The organism is Streptomyces vilmorinianum (assembly GCF_005517195.1).
Classification (GTDB): domain Bacteria; phylum Actinomycetota; class Actinomycetes; order Streptomycetales; family Streptomycetaceae; genus Streptomyces; species Streptomyces vilmorinianum.
This window is the reverse complement of the sequence record NZ_CP040244.1, coordinates 3733167-3749806: the sequence shown is the minus strand read 5'-3', so window position 1 is coordinate 3749806 and position 16640 is coordinate 3733167. Positions and strand designations below refer to the sequence as shown.

At 70.1% G+C, this 16640-nt stretch carries 13 protein-coding genes; 2 read left to right on the top strand and 11 right to left on the bottom strand.

Annotated elements, in window-relative coordinates:
• Window positions 1-148: 148 nt before the first annotated feature.
• Both FDM97_RS17685 and FDM97_RS17680 read right to left on the bottom strand, forming a co-directional pair.
• On the bottom strand, window positions 149-1387 hold the full coding sequence (locus tag FDM97_RS17685) for a DUF418 domain-containing protein (protein ID WP_137991376.1): 1239 nt from the start codon (window positions 1385-1387) through the stop codon (window positions 149-151).
• Between the two features lie 138 nt (window positions 1388-1525).
• Window positions 1526-2053: a hypothetical protein gene (locus tag FDM97_RS17680; protein ID WP_137991375.1), complete on the bottom strand. Its 528-nt coding sequence runs from the start codon at window positions 2051-2053 to the stop codon at window positions 1526-1528.
• A 380-nt stretch (window positions 2054-2433) separates the two neighbouring features.
• On the opposite strand from FDM97_RS17680, the gene FDM97_RS17675 reads away from it, so the two are divergent.
• Window positions 2434-3060: a response regulator gene (locus tag FDM97_RS17675; RefSeq protein WP_254705931.1), complete on the top strand. Its 627-nt coding sequence runs from the start codon at window positions 2434-2436 to the stop codon at window positions 3058-3060.
• On the top strand, window positions 3057-4178 hold the full coding sequence (locus tag FDM97_RS17670) for a sensor histidine kinase (RefSeq protein ID WP_137991373.1): 1122 nt from the start codon (window positions 3057-3059) through the stop codon (window positions 4176-4178). Before FDM97_RS17675 ends, FDM97_RS17670 begins: the two co-directional genes overlap by 4 nt.
• 117 nt (window positions 4179-4295) lie before the next feature.
• Here FDM97_RS17670 and FDM97_RS17665 read toward each other — a convergent pair whose 3' ends face one another.
• From FDM97_RS17665 to FDM97_RS17625, 9 genes are all read right to left on the bottom strand, one after another.
• Entirely contained in the window at window positions 4296-6920 is a 2625-nt protein-coding gene (locus FDM97_RS17665; protein WP_137991372.1) for an RICIN domain-containing protein, read from the bottom strand.
• A gap of 40 nt (window positions 6921-6960) precedes the next feature.
• Window positions 6961-9321, bottom strand: coding sequence for a non-reducing end alpha-L-arabinofuranosidase family hydrolase (locus FDM97_RS17660; RefSeq protein WP_137991371.1), 2361 nt, complete (start codon window positions 9319-9321; stop codon window positions 6961-6963).
• Window positions 9322-9600: 279 nt separating this feature from the next.
• Complete coding sequence (locus FDM97_RS17655) at window positions 9601-11151, bottom strand: sigma-70 family RNA polymerase sigma factor (protein WP_137991370.1); 1551 nt, start codon at window positions 11149-11151, stop codon at window positions 9601-9603.
• Window positions 11152-11250: 99 nt separating this feature from the next.
• Window positions 11251-11439, bottom strand: a complete 189-nt coding sequence (locus FDM97_RS36855; RefSeq protein ID WP_284440292.1) for a DUF1304 family protein — start codon at window positions 11437-11439, stop codon at window positions 11251-11253.
• Between the two features lie 16 nt (window positions 11440-11455).
• Entirely contained in the window at window positions 11456-12931 is a 1476-nt protein-coding gene (locus FDM97_RS17645) for a non-reducing end alpha-L-arabinofuranosidase family hydrolase (RefSeq protein ID WP_137991369.1), read from the bottom strand.
• Window positions 12931-13677 carry a cupin domain-containing protein gene (locus FDM97_RS17640; RefSeq protein ID WP_137994872.1) on the bottom strand — a complete coding sequence of 249 codons (747 nt, stop codon included), beginning with the start codon at window positions 13675-13677 and terminating at the stop codon, window positions 12931-12933. The genes FDM97_RS17645 and FDM97_RS17640 overlap by 1 nt, the downstream gene beginning before the upstream one ends.
• Complete coding sequence (locus tag FDM97_RS17635) at window positions 13674-14534, bottom strand: DUF6807 domain-containing protein (RefSeq protein ID WP_137991368.1); 861 nt, start codon at window positions 14532-14534, stop codon at window positions 13674-13676. Before FDM97_RS17635 ends, FDM97_RS17640 begins: the two co-directional genes overlap by 4 nt.
• The gene (locus FDM97_RS17630; RefSeq protein ID WP_137991367.1) at window positions 14531-15577 is read right to left on the bottom strand and encodes a Gfo/Idh/MocA family protein; all 1047 of its coding nucleotides are present in this window, start codon (window positions 15575-15577) and stop codon (window positions 14531-14533) included. Before FDM97_RS17630 ends, FDM97_RS17635 begins: the two co-directional genes overlap by 4 nt.
• The gene (locus FDM97_RS17625; protein WP_137991366.1) at window positions 15574-16614 is read right to left on the bottom strand and encodes an endo-1,4-beta-xylanase; all 1041 of its coding nucleotides are present in this window, start codon (window positions 16612-16614) and stop codon (window positions 15574-15576) included. Before FDM97_RS17625 ends, FDM97_RS17630 begins: the two co-directional genes overlap by 4 nt.
• Window positions 16615-16640 lie beyond the last annotated feature (26 nt).

Here is a 16640-nt window from a genome sequence, read left to right as displayed (position 1 = left end):
ACCGGGCTACGCTGCTGTGCCGTGAGCCGTGACCGGCACGCCCACGCCGGGCACCGCACCCGCGAGGGCTGATGGGAACAGCCCTCGCGGGTCGCGTGGATCGGCGCAGCCGGGACGGGCCATGCGGGCCGACCGTCCCGGCCCGGCCTCATCGGATGTGCTTCGCCGGCTTGGTGACGGCGTTGAGCAACGCCTCCAGCGGTCCGCGGCGGAAGAAGCGGGACCAGACCGTGGCGAACCCGATCGCCCCGAGGATGAACGTGAGCACGGGGATCCAGGACGTCTGGGTGCTTTCGCCGGCCGATACGCCGACCATGGACTGCGCGAGGAAGTGGCCGACGTAGGCCGTCAGCGACATGGTGCCCACCGCGATGACCGGCTTCGCCAGGCGGCGCAGGCGCGGCAGACGGTCCATCAGCACCGTCGCGCCGACGATCACGAGGATGGCGACGCCGACGCTGCCGATGATGTCGAAGGTGGTGCCGCTGTGCGGCCCGGCAGACAGCAGTTCCGAGGCCGCCCGCTGAGGGGCCTCGAAGGATCCGCTGCCGAAGGACGACGCCTTCTCGAACCCGGCGGACGACTTCCCGTCCTCCGCCATGCTGCGCAGCGCGTCCTTGCCCGCCAGCAGCAGGGACAGGCCGTACGCGCCGACGGTCAGAGCGGCACCGAGCGCGGCCAGGAGACGCTGGACGGAGACGGCCGACAGGTCGAGGCGGGCCAGCGCCATGCCGGCGACCACGAACGACATCCACGTGATCGTCGGATAGAAACCGGTGAGCAGCAGGTCGAGCACGCCGACCTCGCTGATCTTCTTGAGCGGGTCGTAGGCGTCGATGGTCTGCTGGACGGACTCGCCGAGCAGCGAGTTCAGGAAGAACGCGAGCTGGGGTGTGACGAGCGCGAGCCCGGTCGCGGTGATCGCCAGTGCCTTGGCGGACAGCCGCAGCAGGGGCAGGGCGAGGAGGAAGTAGACACCGTAGAAGCCGAGGATGATCACTCCCCCGTACTCCATCGCCAGCACGGTGCCCAGCGCCAGCAGGACCACGGCGCGGATCGCGATCCGGGCGTTCGCCTGCCGGCCCGCCAGGCCGGTCTTCGGCTCACGGCGCCCGGCGATCAGCATCAGCGAGAACCCGGCGAGGGTGGCGAACAGAACCGACGAGTGGCCGTCGGCAAGGTACCGGACCCAGCTGGCGACGCCGTCCGTGGCCGACAGTGGCGGGCCGATGTGGACGATGTACATGCCGAACACCGCCAGCGCGCGGGCCAGATCCACCCCGACCAGGCGCCCCGTCGAGGGACCTCCGGAGAGCTTCCTGGCGGACTCGGTCGAAGTGCGGGGCAGTGGAGGCGAGTTCTCCTGCCGCGGCTGTATCTGTGTCATACGGACAATCTCCGGGCGCCGCCAGGAAGCGGACCATCCGACGGGCTTCGGTGACGCCCCCGCCGACCGGCCGGGACCGCCCCGCCGACCGGCGGAACAGCGCCCCGGCCGGACAGTGGTCCCGGACGGCCCACCGCCCTACTTGATGACGGCGTTGGCCACCACGACGACAAGTCCGAGCAGCGCGTCCGCCATGCCGATCCGCAAGGCGGAGCCCCACGTACGGCCGGCGGCGCGGGCCGCGAGCACGCCCCAGGTGAACAGCAGCACCACATTCACAGCGAAGATCACGTACTCGACGCCGGCGGAGGGCCACCACCCCCAGGTCGCACCGAGCAGCAGGACCAGCGTCGGTACCGTCGCGACCACCAGCGGCCACTCGGACAGCAGCAGCCGCCCCCCGGCGCGTACACCGTGATGGGTCCGGTCGCCACGCAGGGCGATCAGATGCGCGTAACCGTGCGCCAGAGCCGAGGCGACGGCCGTGACCAGGAGCCACTGGGCGCTGGTGAACCGGTCGGCGGGCGCCGTCTCACCCTGCTCCGTCAGGGCGGCCACCATGGAGCTGGCCAGCACCGCCCCGTACACACCCCCGAACAGCACATGGGGCTGCGCCGCACAGCGGCGCACAGCACGGACGGACTGACGCGGGAACAGGCGGGACATGGGTGGGCGGTCCTCGAGCGGTACGGAAATCGGCTGCGGCCCGCAGACTCTGGCGGACCCACGGACCGATCCCACCGTCCGAGCGCCACGGACACCATCCGCCGAGCCTCGCCCGCCGGCCTGCCGACGGGCCGGAGCACTCCCCCCGAACGGCTGGAGCCAGCCCGCCAGGTGTCCACAGTCCGCAGTGATCGCGCCACCGCGTACCCTGCCGGACGTACTGTCGACGGCAGGCGATCATCGTACGAGATCGTGGACGCCCCGATGCGAGGCGTACGGGTCGCCCAGAAGCTGGACAGAGCAGACGAGTGTGAGGCGGAACGCCGGTGATCCGGGTAGTGGTGGTGGACGACGAGGCGCTGGTGCGATCCGGCTTCCAGATGATCCTGAACGCGTCCGACGGCATCGAGGTCGTCGCGACCGCGGAGGGGGCGCAGGCGGCCGACGTCATCCGGCGCGAGAGGCCGGACGTCGTACTCCTCGACATCCGTATGCCGGACGTGGACGGCCTGACCGTCCTGCGGCAGATCCAGACGCTGTCCGAACCACCGTACGTGGCCATGCTGACCACGTTCGACACCGACGAGTACATCCTGACCGCGCTGCGCTCGGGAGCCGCCGGCTTCCTGCTCAAGGACACCGAGCCCGAGCAGCTCGCCCAGCTCGTGCGCACCCTGGCCGCCGGCGGGGTGGTGATGTCCCCGAAAGCCTCACGCGCGTTGCTGCGCGGTCACCCTGGGGCGGGAGCACCCCAGGACGCGGACGTGGCGCGAGTGAACCTGCTCAGCGACCGGGAACGCGACGTCCTCGTCCTCGTCGCGGAAGGACTGTCCAACGCCGACATCGGCACCCGCATCCATCTGAGCGCGGGCACCGTCAAGGACCACGTCAGCTCGATCCTGACCAAACTGCGGGTCACCAGCCGTGTCCAGGCCGCACTGCTCGCCGAGCGGGCCGGACTGCTCGGCAGGAACGGCGACAACCCGTCACGGGACAACGGGCGATGAGCACGGGCCGGGCACTGTGGCGGCGCGTACCCCCCTGGGCCGTCGACGGGGGTCTTGTCGTCCTCGCCGTGCTCGACGCCTGGATCAACCTCTACGGCGAGGGGACCCCTCTCGTCTGGGCCTGCGTCGCCCTCGGCAGCACGGCGTTGTTCCTGCGCAGGCGCTTCCCGCTTGCCGTCTTCCTGTTCACCCTGCCCATGACCCTGTTCATGGACGTCGCGGTCGCGCCGATCGCCGCCCTGTACACACTGGCCGCGTCCAGCCGCAACCGCCCGCTGCTGGCCGGATGCGCCCTGCTGAACGCGGCGGCGGGCACCCTCGCCTGGCCGCTGGCCGACGCGTTCGACGGCGACCGGACCTGGACCCTCGTCCAGTTCGTCTACACGCTGGCCACAGCCATCGCCCCCGTGCTGTTCGGCCAACTCGTCCAGGCCAGACACGACATGGCCCTCCAGCTCGTCGAGGTCGAAGAGGCCCGGGAACACGAACGCGCCCTGCACGCCCAGACCGTCCTCGCCCGCGAACGCGCCCAACTCGCCCGCGAGATGCACGACGTCGTCTCCCACCAGGTCAGCCTCATCGCCGTACAGGCCGGAGCCCTGCAGGTCGCCGCCAAGGACCCCGACGCCCGGGAGGCCGCCCGCACCATCCGCACCCTGAGCGCGAACACCCTGGACGAACTCCGCCACATGGTCACCCTGCTCCGCGCCTCCGGCGGCAAGGAAACCGAACTCGCCCCCCAGCCCACCCTCGCCGACCTCCAGCAGCTCATCGCCAACAGCGGCATCGAGACCACCCTGACCGGAGGGCTTCCCGCAGACATCAGCACCACCGCCCAGCGCACCGTCTACCGCACGGTCCAGGAAGCACTCACCAACGTGCGCAAACACGCCCCCGGAGCCCGCGCCGAGGTACGCCTGTGGCACGACGCACACCGCTTCGGCGTCACCGTGACCAACACCGCCCCCACCCGCCCGTCTGTCGCCCTGCCCAGCGCCCACCACGGCCTCATCGGTCTGAAGGAACGCGCCGAACTGCTCGACGGCATCCTCACCGCCGAATCCACCCCACAGGGCGGGTACAAGGTCGAACTACGAGCCCCCGCCCGGTCCGACTGAGCCGGCCGCGCGAGCAGCCCGCGAGGCGTGTCGGCAACGGGTCGCCCCTCCGGGTGGAGGCCGTAGCACCTGCCGGGGCCGCAGGCATCGTGCCTGCGGCCCCGCTCGGGGGGAGGGTCAGGACGGGTCGCCGTACTGGAGGCCGCGTCCGTTGGTGCCGACGAAGACGCGGCCGTAGGTGTCGGGGTCGCCGGTGACGACGCCGACGCCTCCGATGGCGCCCCACTGGTGGGCGTCGTCGTTGACGCGGAGCCAGGTGGCGCCCTTGTCGGTGGAGCGGAAGACGCCGGTGACGTCCTTGACGGTGCCGATCAGATAGAGGGCCTGATAGGAGGCGCCGGGTGCGGCCTTGCCGAAGCCGAGGGCGGACGCGGACTGCACCGTGGTGAGCGTGGTGAAGGTGCGGCCGCCGTCGGTGGAGTGCAGCAGTCCCTTGGCGCTGCCGGCGATCCACAGGTCCCCGGCGACGCCGGGGACGGCCGTGAGCCGGCCGGCGGGCAGGTTCGTGGCGCGGGCGGTGAAGGTCGCGCCGCCGTCCGTGCTGGCGTGGAGCGTGCCGCCGGCCAGGGAGTAGAAGGTCCTGGCCGAGGAGCGGTCGGCGACGACGACGGCGTCGGTGCCCAGGCCGCGGACCTTGGACCAGCTCGCCCCCTTGTCGGTCGAGCGGTACGGAGCCTGGCCGGCCTGGGTCCAGACGATGGTGGAGCCGTCCGCCGCGAGCGCGACATGGCCGTCCTGGGCGCCGGCCACCGGCTCCGCCTTGAAGCCGGTCCAGCTGGTGCCGCCGTCGGTGGAGTACGCGCCGTCCTGCGCGCCGCCACGGCCGACCCGGACCATCATCGAGGGGTTGGCCTGAGCGAAGTCGATGTCGGTGCTGTTGGTCATCATCGGGTTGCTCAGTCGCCCGGCGGGCACCTTGGTCAGGTCGTCGTGGCGGAATCCGCCCTGGTCGCCCATGGCGGTGAGGACGGTGACGCCGCCCGGTGGGGCGATCGCGTCCATCAGCGCGGTCTCCTCAAGGCCGCGCGCTCCGACGGTCCAGTGGCTGGTGCCGCCGCTGTCGGTGGCGGTGGCGTCCTTGCTGCGCCAGATGCCGTTGCCGGTGCCGTACAGCACGTGCCCGGAGTCGAAGGGGTCGATGGCCAGGGCGGTCATCCAGTGCCCGGTGTGGGTGCCGACGTAGGGAGCGGCGGAGGCGTTCCGCACCGACTTGTCCGCCAGCGCCGTCCACGTCGTGCCGCCGTCGGTGGTGCGGTAGATCTCGTCCTCGGGCCACCAGCGGTCAAGAGTGGTGACCATCACCGTGGACGGCTTGCGCGGGTCGACGGCCAGTCCGGAGAAGCCGTAGCTGCCCTGAGAGGGGGAAACGTTCTTCCAGGCCCCGCCGCTCGGCGTGTGCTTCCACACCGAGCCGGCCGTCACGCCGTTGGGTCCGGGGGCGTTGGTGTACGTCAGGTAGAGCGAGCCGTCGCCGGAGAGGACACCGTGCTGCGGGAACTGGCCGGTGGGCTGTCCGGGGACGGCCTGCCATGTGGTGCCGCCGTCGGTGGAGCGGTACAGGGAGGTGGACTTGTCGGCGACGCCGACGTAGACCGTGTTGCTGCCTGCCGGACCGTACGTCACGAAGGAGATGCCCGCGCCGCTGCTCGCCCCGTCCTTGACGGGGAACGAGGAGACCTGCCGCCATGTCACACCGCTGTCCGTGCTGCGCCACAGGCCGTTCTTGCGGGTGCCCAGCAGTAGGGTGCGGTTGTCCGAGGGGTCGATCACGAGCCGTTCGCCCGCCCCGCGGCCGTCCTCGTTGCCGCCCAGCTTGAACGGCAGGTCGGTGCGCCGGAAGGTGCGGCCCCGGTCGGTGGAGCGCAGGAGCGCTCCGTTGCCGGCCCACTCGTTGGTGTAGGTGCCCGCCGCGAGGTAGAGCCGGTCGGGGTCGACGGGGTCGGTGGCCAGCGCGTCGATGCCCAGCAGGTTCCAGTCCTTCTCACCGAGCCAGTCGGTCAGTGGGATCCACTGCTCGGCCGCGCTGTCCCAGCGGTAGGCGCCGCCCATGTCGGTACGCGCGTACAGCAGCCCCTTCTCCCGTGGGTTGAACACAAGCCCGGTGACGTAACCTCCGCCGACCACCTGGGCGTTCCGCCACGTGTACGGTCCGGCCGCGGCCGACTGCGCGTCGGCGACCTTCAGCAGCTTCCACTGCTGGTTGGCGCTGCCCCTGCCGGGATACTGGATGATCGCCGCGCCCTGAGCCGTGGAGCCTCCGGAGACGTCCAGGACCTGGCCGCTCCTGCGGGAGGTGAAGGTGACGGCGCCGGAACCGCTCACCTCGTCGATCCGCCACTCCTGGGAGGCGGAGGAGCTGTCGGTCTGCTGCTCGGCGGCAGCCGCCTGTGCGGTCGAATCGCCCGCTATGCCGAGCACTTTGCCGCTGTTGCGGTTCACCAGCTCGTAGTAGCCGTCGCCGGTGGACCGCAGCCGCCACTGCTGGTTGGCGGTGTTCTGGTCGGTCCACTGCTGGATGCGGGTTCCGTCGGCGGTGGAGAAGGCGTTGACGTCCAGGGCCTTGCCGCTGCGCACGGAGATCAGCCGGTAGTAGGCGTTGGCGTCGACGGTCGCGGCCTGCGAGTCCTCCTGGGTGAACAGGAGGTACGGGACGACGGCGGCGGGCACACCGAGCAGCAGGGCGGTGGCGCTCCAGCGACGACGGTGACGCCCGCGGCGCGCGCCGTTCGTGGGGTTGTTCATGAGGGGGGTGTTCTCCTTGTGTAACCGTTGATCGGGCGGGTCAGCGCTGCAGCGTGAGGACGCCCGGCCGGTACGGCAGTCGGTCGTAGGGGCCACCCGCGGTGCGGGACTTGCCCTGGTAGAGGAACTGCAGGTTGCAGGGGTCGATCGTCATGGTCTGATCGGGGTTGCTGCGGACCACGTCACCGTGGCTGATGTCGTCGGTCCAGGTGGCTCCGCTGTTCGCCTTCCCCGCGAAGGGGTTGTTCTCGGTCGCGGCCTGCGGGGTCCACGCACCGCTCAGGCTGGAGGCCGTGAACGAGCGGAAGTAGCGCTGCTCGCTCGCGCCCCGGGCCTCGACGATCATGAGGTACTGGTTCTGGCCCTTGACCTTGTAGACCTGGGGCGCCTCGAACAGGTTCTTCGCCGTGTCGCTCATGACCGTCGTGTACGACGAGCCGAAGCTGCCGGGGAAGTTCCCGATCGGCATGCTCGCCCGGTAGATCTTGCCGTTGTCACCGGCGAAGAACAGGTACATGTTCCGGTCGTCGGCGATCAGGGTCTGGTCGATCGGGCCGGTGCCGGATTCGGTGCGGGGGATGCTGCCGGTGAACAGTGGCTTCGGCGCGGACCAGCCATGGGGGTTGGTGGGGTCGCTGGACGTGCGGTAGCTGAAGGGCGACGCACCCCACTGGTACGCAAGGACCCAGATCTTCTTGGGCGCAAAGTAGAACAACGTGGGCGCCACCGCGTTCTGGCTCATCTTCGTCTGGCCGGCCGACGCCATGTCGGACCAGTTCGTGAAGGGGCTGAACGCCATCGAGCCGTACGAGGTTCCCGACGCGCTCGACGCGTAGACCAGGTGCTTGCCGTTGTGCATGACGTGAGTGAAGTCCTTCACCGCTGCCCATCCGTTCGACGGCTGGGCGAGGGCACCCGTCGAGCTCCACTTGTACGTCGAAGGAAGAGCACACACGCCGCTGCCCGTCGCGGAGGGGACGGTCCACTTCTGGTTGCCGACCGACGCGCAGGTGTACAGCTGGATCGTGGTGCCGTTCGCGGTGGCCGCGCCGACGGCGTCGAGGCACAGCCCGGACTGGACGCCGATGATCGTGCCGTCGGGGGTGACGTCCCACTGCTGGTTGGCGCCACCGTTGCAGTCCCAGATGATCACCGGGGTGCCGTTGGCGGTGCCCTTTCCCTTGGCGTCCAGGCACTTGCCGGCGTGGACCTTCAGCTGCTTGGCGGCGGTGTGGGTCCAGCGCTGGCCGGCCTGTCCGCCGCAGTCCCACAGTTGCGCCCGGATGCCGTTGGCGGTGGCGGAGCCGGGCACGTCGATACAGCGGCCGGAGGCCACGCCCTTGATCTCCCCGGTACCGTCGGTCGGCTTGGCCGGGGTATCGGAGCCGGACGTGAGAGCGTTCATGACGGTGGTGTACGCGGGCTTGGGCTTGCCGTTCCGGTCGAACAGCAGGGGGCTTTCGCCGCTCCGCCAGGAGTCGCCGTCACGGACGCCCCACACCGTGATGCCGGTGCACCGGGCCACGGAAAGGCAGGTGCTGACCGTGTTCGCGTAGTGGGTGGGTGACGCCTGGGCGATGTCCAGCTCGGTGATCTGGACGTCGACGCCCAGGGCGGCGAAGGCGGCCAGGGTGGTCCTGAAGCTCGCCGGCGGTCCACCCGACCCGAAGTGGCTCTGGAACCCGACGCAGTCGATGGGAACGCCGCGGGACTTGAAGTCCTTGACCATGCGGTGGACAGCCTGGGTCTTGGCGTCCGACCAGTTCTCGATGTTGTAGTCGTTGTAGCAGAGCTTGGCCGAGGGGTCGGCCGCGCGGGCGGTGCGGAACGCTTCCTCGATGAAGCCGTCGCCCAGCACCTTCTGGAAGACCGAGTCGCGGAGCCGGCCGCTGCCGCCGTCGGCGAACGCCTCGTTGACCACGTCCCAGGCGTAGATCTTGCCCTTGTAGTGGGTCAGCTGGGTGGTGATGTGGTGGTTCATCACGCTGCGCAGCGTCTTCGCGTCGCGGATGGAGCTCACCCAGGAGGGGAGCTGCGAGTGCCAGACCGTGGTGTGGCCGCGGAGGCGCTGGCCGCGTGCCAGGGAACGATCGACGATCCGGTCCGCCGGGGCGAAGTTGAATCTGCCGCGGGACGGTTCGATGGCGTCCCACTTCATCTCGTTCTCCGGGGTGATCATGTTGAACTCCCGGTCCGAGATCGCTGTGTACGCGGCGTCGCCGAGCCTGCCGGCGGCCACGGCCGTGCCGAAGTACCTGCCCGAGGGGGCCGCGTGAGTGCCCAGGCCTGCGGCGCCGGCGGAGCTGGGGAGGAACGTCACGACACCGGTCGCCACTGCCGCGGCCGACAGTCCTGTCGCCCAGGTACGGCGACGCCTGCGGAGCCGGTGCAGGCCCTTCATACCTTTCCTCGCGGGTCGCGGTGCACATGGGTGCGTTGCGTCATGGGAGGCCTCTCTTCAGGGGGATACGCCAGTGGGGGAAGGTCACCCCTGAAGTGGAGGCTGCCGAACACGAGGTCGCATAACAGAAAAGTCGCGCTGTCCGGAAGTCTGCTCAGTGACGCATGTCGCAGGCAGAAAGCGATACGCCGAGCCCCGCGGCTCGGTCGTCCCCGCGGAGGCGGCGCGAGGCACCCGACTCACTGCCTGGTGGGAAACGGCGTGGCGCAGGAGGAACTCTCACGACCAGGTCCGGCGCACGATGAAGGATGCCTGCCCGGCGAAGGTCCGTGTCCCGTCGGAGCCGTCGAGCCAGATGCCTCCGTCACGATGGCGGAGGACGGAGCCGGGATAGTTGTGCGCGTGCAGGGTCACCGACCCCGCGACCGACCCAGGCCGCGGACAGAAGGTCGCGTCTTCACGGAACAGATCGCTGCCGTCGTCGGTGCTCAGCCGCAGCCGCAGGTAGTAGTGGCGAAGGTACCGGCCGTCCGCGGCGCGGAAGGTGACACACCGTGTGTCGGCCAGCCCCGCGATGACCGTGAAGGTGCCCCGGTTCCGGGTCTGCGCGCCGCTGGACGCGGAGACCCGGCCGAGCGTCGCGTGGTCGCCGGCATAGGTGACGAACAGGCCGGGTTCGTCCACGGACTCCAGCGACCGCGCGCCGAGCGGAACAGTGGCCGCGGCGGCGGGCGGACTCGCCGGGGACGGTTCGTCCGACGTCGTGGTGCGCGACGGGACCGGCGAGGCGGTGCCGGCCGTGGGGGCGGCGATGACGGCGGGCACCCGAGGCGCCGGTTCGGGCCAGTTCACATAGGTGGCGGTTCCGGCGATGAGCACCGCGCCGGTGGCGAGGCTCACCAGCGGGTGAGCGGTGATCGGCCCGAGTTTGCCGGTCAGCGCGACGTGCAGGCCACCTCCCCCCGTCGCGCTGCCGACAGCGACGTGTGCCGCGGCCGGCCCGGCGGCGATCGCGGCGGCACCCGACAGCAGACCCTTGGCGGCGAGCGCGGAGATCAGTCCGGCCGGGACGGCCAGCGTCGCGAGGCCGAGGGGGAGCAGTTCTGCCGGAACCCGTTCCGTCGTCGGCCCCGTGCAGACCGGGCAGCCACGGGTGTGCCGCGCCATGCGCTTGCGCCACACCGACGCGTGCAGGCCGTCCCAGCCGACGACGGCCTCGTCCAGTTGGGGACAGCGCGGGTCGGCCTCCAGCGCGGCGACGATCGTCCTGCACAGTTCCAGCTGCTCGCGCATGCGTTGCAGGCGTACTCCGACGTGGGCGACCGTGAGCCCCGTCGCGGCGGCGATGTCGTCGCGGCTCAGCGAACCGGCGCATTCCTGCCACCAGAGCGACAGCAGCACCCGATGATCCGGATCAAGCCACCGGCCGGCTTCGACGACGCGACGGCGCTCGTCCGAGACATGCAGCCGGAGGATCGCCGTGTCCACGGGCTCGGCGCCGGCATCCGGTATCTGGTGCGCCTCGTCGATGGCCGTGGTCCGTTCGGCGAAGGCGTGTTTCCGGTGCAGGTGGCTATTGATCTGGCGGAGCGTGATCGACACGAGCCAGGACCGGAAGCTCTCGGGGGCGCGCAGGGCAGGCAGGTCACGCACCACACGCAACAGGGTTTCCTGGACGACGTCGTCGACGTCGGCATGGCCGCTCAGCGCTCGCCCGACGATGTTGTAGACCAGCGGCAGGTACGCAGCGATCAGCTCCTCGCGCGCCCGGTCGTCACCGGCCTGCGCCGCGACGACCAGCCCCGTGTGGTCCACGTCGATGAGCCCCATTCCCACCTTCTCCAGGGAAGCGGTCCGCCGGGGTACGGCGACCTGCCTCTGCGTCGGCAAAGAATACGACGTGAGACCGGGTCGGTCCGCCGGCGTCGCTCAGTGGGCGGCCGGCACCAGGGCCGGACCGATCAGTGCCTGAACGGTCTGCACGAAGAGGATCTTCCGGCTCGCCGTAGCGGCACCGTACGCGCCGGCCACGGCCACGCACACCAGGAAGAACAGCGAAGGCGACGCGGGTCCCGAACGCGGCCCTGGCCCGCGACCATGGCGGGCTCGGGTGACCACCGAGCCCGCCACGTCGTCAGCGCTGGAGCGTCAGCAGACCCGGGCGGTAGGCCCACTGGCCGTAGTCACCGCCGGAGTTGGGATCACGACCCTGGTAGAGGAACTGCAGGTTGCAGGGGTCGATCGTGAACGTCTGGTCGGCGCCGGCGCGGATCAGCTCGCCGTGGCTGATGTCGTCGGTCCAGGTGGCTCCGCTGTTGGCCTTCCCCGCGAAGGGGTTGTTCTCGGTCGCGGCCTGCGGGGTCCACGCACCGCTCAGGCTGGAGGCCGTGAACGAGCGGAAGTAGCGCTGCTCGCTCGCCCCCCGGGCCTCGACGATCATGAGGTACTGGTTCTGGCCCTTGACCTTGTAGACCTGGGGCGCCTCGAACAGGTTCTTCGCCGTGTCGCTCATGACCGTCGTGTACGACGAGCCGAAGCTGCCGGGGAAGTTCCCGATCGGCATGCTCGCCCGGTAGATCTTGCCGTTGTCACCGGCGAAGAACAGGTACATGTTCCGGTCGTCGGCGATGAGCGTCTGGTCGATCGGACCCGTGCCCGAGTCGGCGATGGTTCCGGAGAAGAGCTCCTGCTCCGCCGACCAGCCGTTCGGGTTGGTGGGGTCGCTCGACGTCCGGTAGGAGAAGGCGGTCCTGCCCCATTGGTACGCAAGGACCCAGATGTTCTTCGGCGCGAAGTAGAAGAGCGTGGGTGCGACGACGGAATTCGACATCTTGTTCTGGCCCGTCGTGGCCATCTGAGACCAGTCGGTGAACGGGGTGAAGTTCATCGAGCCCCAGCCCACTCCCGTCCCCGTGGTGCCGTGCGTCGTCGCGTAGACGAGGTGCTTGCCGTTGTGGGGGGCGACGGTGAAGTCCTTGAGCGAGGCCCACCCGGCCTTGGGCTGCGCCAGCGCGCCCGTCGACGACCAGCGGTACGTCGAGGGAAGGACACAGGTGCCGGGGGTGCCGCCCGCGACCTTGACGAGCTGCCACTGCTGGTTGGCGCCGCCCCAGTCGTCGTACTGGACGATATTCGCGTTGTCGGCGGTGGAGCCGCCCTGGACCTCGAGGGCCTTGCCGCTGTGGCGGGCGACGAGCCTGATGTGACCGTCCGCGCTGTCGGCCGGCCGCCACTGCTGGTTGGTGCCGTTCACGTCCGTCCACTGGACGATCGCGCCGCCGTTGGCGGTGGAACTGTTCTGGACGTCCAGGACCTTGCCCGAGTGGCGGGACTTGACACGGTAGTAGCCGTCGCCGGAGGCGACGAACTGCCACTGCTGCTGGTTCTGGTCGTTCCTGGTCCACTGGGTGATGCGGGCGCCGTCGCCGGTCGCGAGGTTGTAGACGTCCAGGGCCTTTCCGCTGTTGCGGTTGACCAGCACGTACCAGGCGTTGGTGTCGATGGTGGCCGCGGCGGCGGGCGGGGCATTGAGAAGAGTGGCCCCGAGCAGCAAGGACGACAGGACCGCGAGGACGAGACTCAGGACCAGGGGTGGATGGCGAAACCTCATCAGCAGGGCTCCTTCGGGGGTTGGAGGTGAGGTGACTCCGACGAACCGCGCGGCGGCCGCGTCGTCAGGAGGACGGGGACGGGGTAGGCGTGGAGAAGGCCGCACATGCCGAAGAGCGGTTCCTCCGGGCGCTCCAGCCGCGACACGTCGCCGTGATCGAGGTGGGAGAGGTCTCCAGTCTTCAGCCCTGCCAGTTGGCAGCCGGTGGCGAGGGTCGCCGCCAGCGGGCCGTCACGCCAGCGGAACCACCAGTCGTCAAGGAGATCGCGCTTCAGGCGGTGGGCCGCGGCGTGGAACTCCCGCAGCCCACCTTCACGCAGGGCCAGGAAGCCTTCGAGTGCCAGGTCGCGGCGGCGGCGCGCCGCCGCGGCGTGGTCGCCGGTCAGGACGGCCGCCGCCCGGTAGGCGTCGGGATCGGCCAGTACGGGAGCGGGGAAGGTGAAGACGGCGTCGCCCGCCTCGGGAAGTCCGCTGTTCTGCATGAGGACCACGAGACGCAGGCCGCCGGCGTTGACGAGACGGTGGATCGTTCCGGGGGTGAACCAGACGACGTCACCGGGGCGCAGCGGCGTGTCGGTGAAACCGGAGGTGGTGAGGGTCTGGACGCTGCCGGAGCCGCCGATCACGATGTACGCCTCGGAGCAGACGAGGTGCATGTGGGGGGTGCCGCCGCACAGCCCGTCGGCGGCCTCCCAGTCGTACACGGTCAACCCGGAGATCCCCACACCGCCGGGGAGCGGGGTCACCACGGGTGTTCCTCGACGTGGCGGGACAGGCGCGAGAGGGTCCACGCGTCGTCGGCCACGACGATCCGGTAACGGCGCGACAGGGTGTCGCCCGGGGCCAGCGACAGTTCCTTGCCGAACGCCAGGGACGGGTTGACGGCGGGAAGGGGCTCACTGCGGACGAACCAGTGGCCGGGGACGTCCGGATCGTCCAGGAACAGCAGAGTGGAGGAGCGGTCGACCTCGTCGTGCCTGCCGATGAAGGCCAGCCACGCGCCCTGCTCGCCCATGCCGGGGCCGATCACGTCGCCGCCGGTGAAGTCACGCGGGCCGCGCCAGAACAGACCGGAGTATCCGGCGAGTTCTCGGCCCTGTGTGCCGGGGCTGCCGAACATCAGGTCGGTGTCGAGGACGTTGGTCAGCGCGGTGGTGATCTCCAGGGTCCAGGAGCCGGCCTCGACGTCCCGCGCGGTGAGCGTGCGACGCTCGTCGATCCAGTGCTCCCCCGCCATCGTGTGCCAGGCCAGGTGCTCGGTGACGACGGCACGGCCGTGACTTGTCTCGCCGGACACGGTGAGGCTGCGCATCGTGCCGAGGTTCGGCAGGTCGACATAGCCCCGGCCGCGCAGGTACGTGCCGCCGCCCCAGAAGTTCTGTCCCGACACCCATGACGCCGTGAACTGGACGCCCTTGTGCCAGCGGTGGTCGTGCGGCCGGTATCCGGTCACCACGTCGCCGGCGAGCGTACGCACCGGATGCAGGTAGGGCTTCGGTGCCTCGAAGGGGTCCATGACCGGCCGGTGCACATAGCGGAAGAGGTCGACCCCGCGAGCCCGGACGATCAGCGAGTCCTCGTTCTCGAGGAGTTCGAACGTCATCGGAAAGCCTCCGGTCGTCCCCCGTCGAGTGAGCCGTAGAACGGATCGGTCGCGTCGATCTCTCCGCGCCGGACCGGCAGGCCGGTGATCGCCGCCTTGTAGAGGGCGGTGACCAGTTCCATGGTGGGCCTGCCCAGGTCGGGCCGGAGCCCGGCCTCGTAGCCGTCCATGAAGTCCGCGAGCTGGGCGGTGTGCGAGCTGGGCAGGTCGTCCGGCGGCTCCCACTTCGCGTGGGGCGACCTGGCGGTGAACGTCCAGTCCGCGTTGGAGTAGCCGTACAGGTGCCGGAGTTCGACCGTGGCGTCGGTGAGGTCGAACCGCAGATAGCTCTCCTCGCGTGGGGAGAGGACGCTGTTGACGACCGTCGCGATGGCTCCGTTCTCGAACCGGACCAGGGCCGTGGACACGTCCTCGGTCTGGACGTCGCGCTCCAGCCGGCCGGCCATCGCGCGCACCTCTGCCCATGCGCCGAGCACGTCCAGCATCAGATCCATCTGATGGATGCCGTGCCCCAGGGTCGGGCCGCCGCCCTCGCTGCGCCAGCTGCCGCGCCAGGGCACCTCGTAGTAGGCGTCGTCGCGGTACCACGCCGTGACGCACTGCGCGACCAAGGGACGCCCCAGGGTCCCGGCCGCGATCCGGTCGCGCAGGTATCGGGCGCCCGAGCCGTACCTGTGCTGGAACACCGCGCCCGCGACGGCGGGGCCTTCGGCGGCTTGGATCCGGTCGAGCTCGGCCAGCGACAGGGCCACCGGCTTCTCGCACCACACCCACGCCCCCGACTCCAGGCACGCCACGGCCTGTTCGGCGTGCAAGGACGGCGGCGTGCACAGATGCACGACGTCCGGGCGCTGTTCGTCGAGCATCGTGTGCAGGTCTGTGTAGACCGCGGGGATGCCGTGCTCGGCCGCGAACGCCTCGGCGCGCGTGGCGTCCACGTCGACGGCCGCCACGATCTCGGCCCGGTGCGCCTGTGCCCGGAGAGCGGGAACGTGGCAGATGCCGGCGATCCCGCCCGTACCCACGATCGCCGTTCTGATCATCCGCCCAGTACCTCCCTGATCGCGTGGTAGGCGGGCTTGGGCCTCAGGTTCTCGTCGTAGGGCAGCGCGGCGCCCTCGCCGGGGAATACGGAGGGGATCCACGAGTACTTGTCCGTGTAGTCCCAGATGGTGACGCCGACGCATTTCCTGACCGCCAGGCAGGCCTTGACGTAGTCCGCGTACCAGGTGGCCTGGGTGGCGAGCATCGAAGGGGTCGCCGGGAGGTTCATCCGGATGTCGAGCTCGGTGACCGCGACCTCGACGCCGAGGTCGGCGAAGCGCTGCATGTTCTGCCGGACGTCGGCGGGGAAGCCGTACTGAAGCGCCAGATGGCCCTGGATGCCGAAGCCCTCCACCGGGACGCCGTCGGCCTTCAACTGCTTGATCAGGGTGTGGTAGGCGTCGCTCTTGGGGCCGATCCCGTCGACGTTGTAGTCGTTGAGGTACAGCTTGGCGTGCGGGTCGATCTCGTGGGCCCAGCGCAGGGCGTCGGCGATGTAGCCGGGGCCGAGCGTCTTGTAGAAGAGCGACTCTCGGTAGGTGCCGTCCTCGTTGAACGCCTCGTTGACGACGTCCCAGTGAATGACCTGACCCTTGTAGTGCCGGACCACCGTCTGGATGTGGTTCTTGAGGACGGCGCGCAGCTCCTCGGCGGTCCAGTCGCGCTCGGTGAGCCAGGCGGGGAGCTGGCTGTGCCAGACGAGGGTGTGGCCGCGGACCTTCTGGTGGTGGGCCTTGGCGAAGGCCACGACCTCGTCGCCGGCGGTGAAGTCGAAGACACCGCGCTCGGGTTCGGTGGCATACCACTTCATGGCGTTGCCGGGGGTGGTCTGCCCGAATTCGCTGCCGAGGAGCTTCAGATAGGCGGCGTCGGTGAACTCGGGGTTGTCGGTGGCCGAGCCGAAGTACTTGTGGTGCTTCCTGGCCAGTTCGCCGAGCGTCCTGGGACGGGGCTCGGCGGTCGCGGGCGCGGCGGCGAGGCCGGCCGCGAGGCAGACGGCGGCGGACAGGGCGATGAGGTGCCGGGACAGGGACATGGATGACTCCTCGGAGGGGTCCGTCG

Bases quoted from the DNA above. Each gene is read 5' to 3' on its own strand.
- FDM97_RS17685 (WP_137991376.1), bottom strand. From the start codon at position 1,387: ATGACACAGATACAGCCGCGGCAGGAGAACTCGCCTCCACTGCCCCGC.
- FDM97_RS17680 (WP_137991375.1), bottom strand. From the start codon at position 2,053: ATGTCCCGCCTGTTCCCGCGTCAGTCCGTCCGTGCTGTGCGCCGCTGT.
- FDM97_RS17675 (WP_254705931.1), top strand. From the start codon at position 2,434: ATGATCCTGAACGCGTCCGACGGCATCGAGGTCGTCGCGACCGCGGAG.
- FDM97_RS17670 (WP_137991373.1), top strand. From the start codon at position 3,057: ATGAGCACGGGCCGGGCACTGTGGCGGCGCGTACCCCCCTGGGCCGTC.
- FDM97_RS17665 (WP_137991372.1), bottom strand. From the start codon at position 6,920: ATGAACAACCCCACGAACGGCGCGCGCCGCGGGCGTCACCGTCGTCGC.
- FDM97_RS17660 (WP_137991371.1), bottom strand. From the start codon at position 9,321: ATGAAGGGCCTGCACCGGCTCCGCAGGCGTCGCCGTACCTGGGCGACA.
- FDM97_RS17655 (WP_137991370.1), bottom strand. From the start codon at position 11,151: ATGGGGCTCATCGACGTGGACCACACGGGGCTGGTCGTCGCGGCGCAG.
- FDM97_RS17645 (WP_137991369.1), bottom strand. From the start codon at position 12,931: ATGAGGTTTCGCCATCCACCCCTGGTCCTGAGTCTCGTCCTCGCGGTC.
- FDM97_RS17635 (WP_137991368.1), bottom strand. From the start codon at position 14,534: ATGACGTTCGAACTCCTCGAGAACGAGGACTCGCTGATCGTCCGGGCT.
- FDM97_RS17630 (WP_137991367.1), bottom strand. From the start codon at position 15,577: ATGATCAGAACGGCGATCGTGGGTACGGGCGGGATCGCCGGCATCTGC.
- FDM97_RS17625 (WP_137991366.1), bottom strand. From the start codon at position 16,614: ATGTCCCTGTCCCGGCACCTCATCGCCCTGTCCGCCGCCGTCTGCCTC.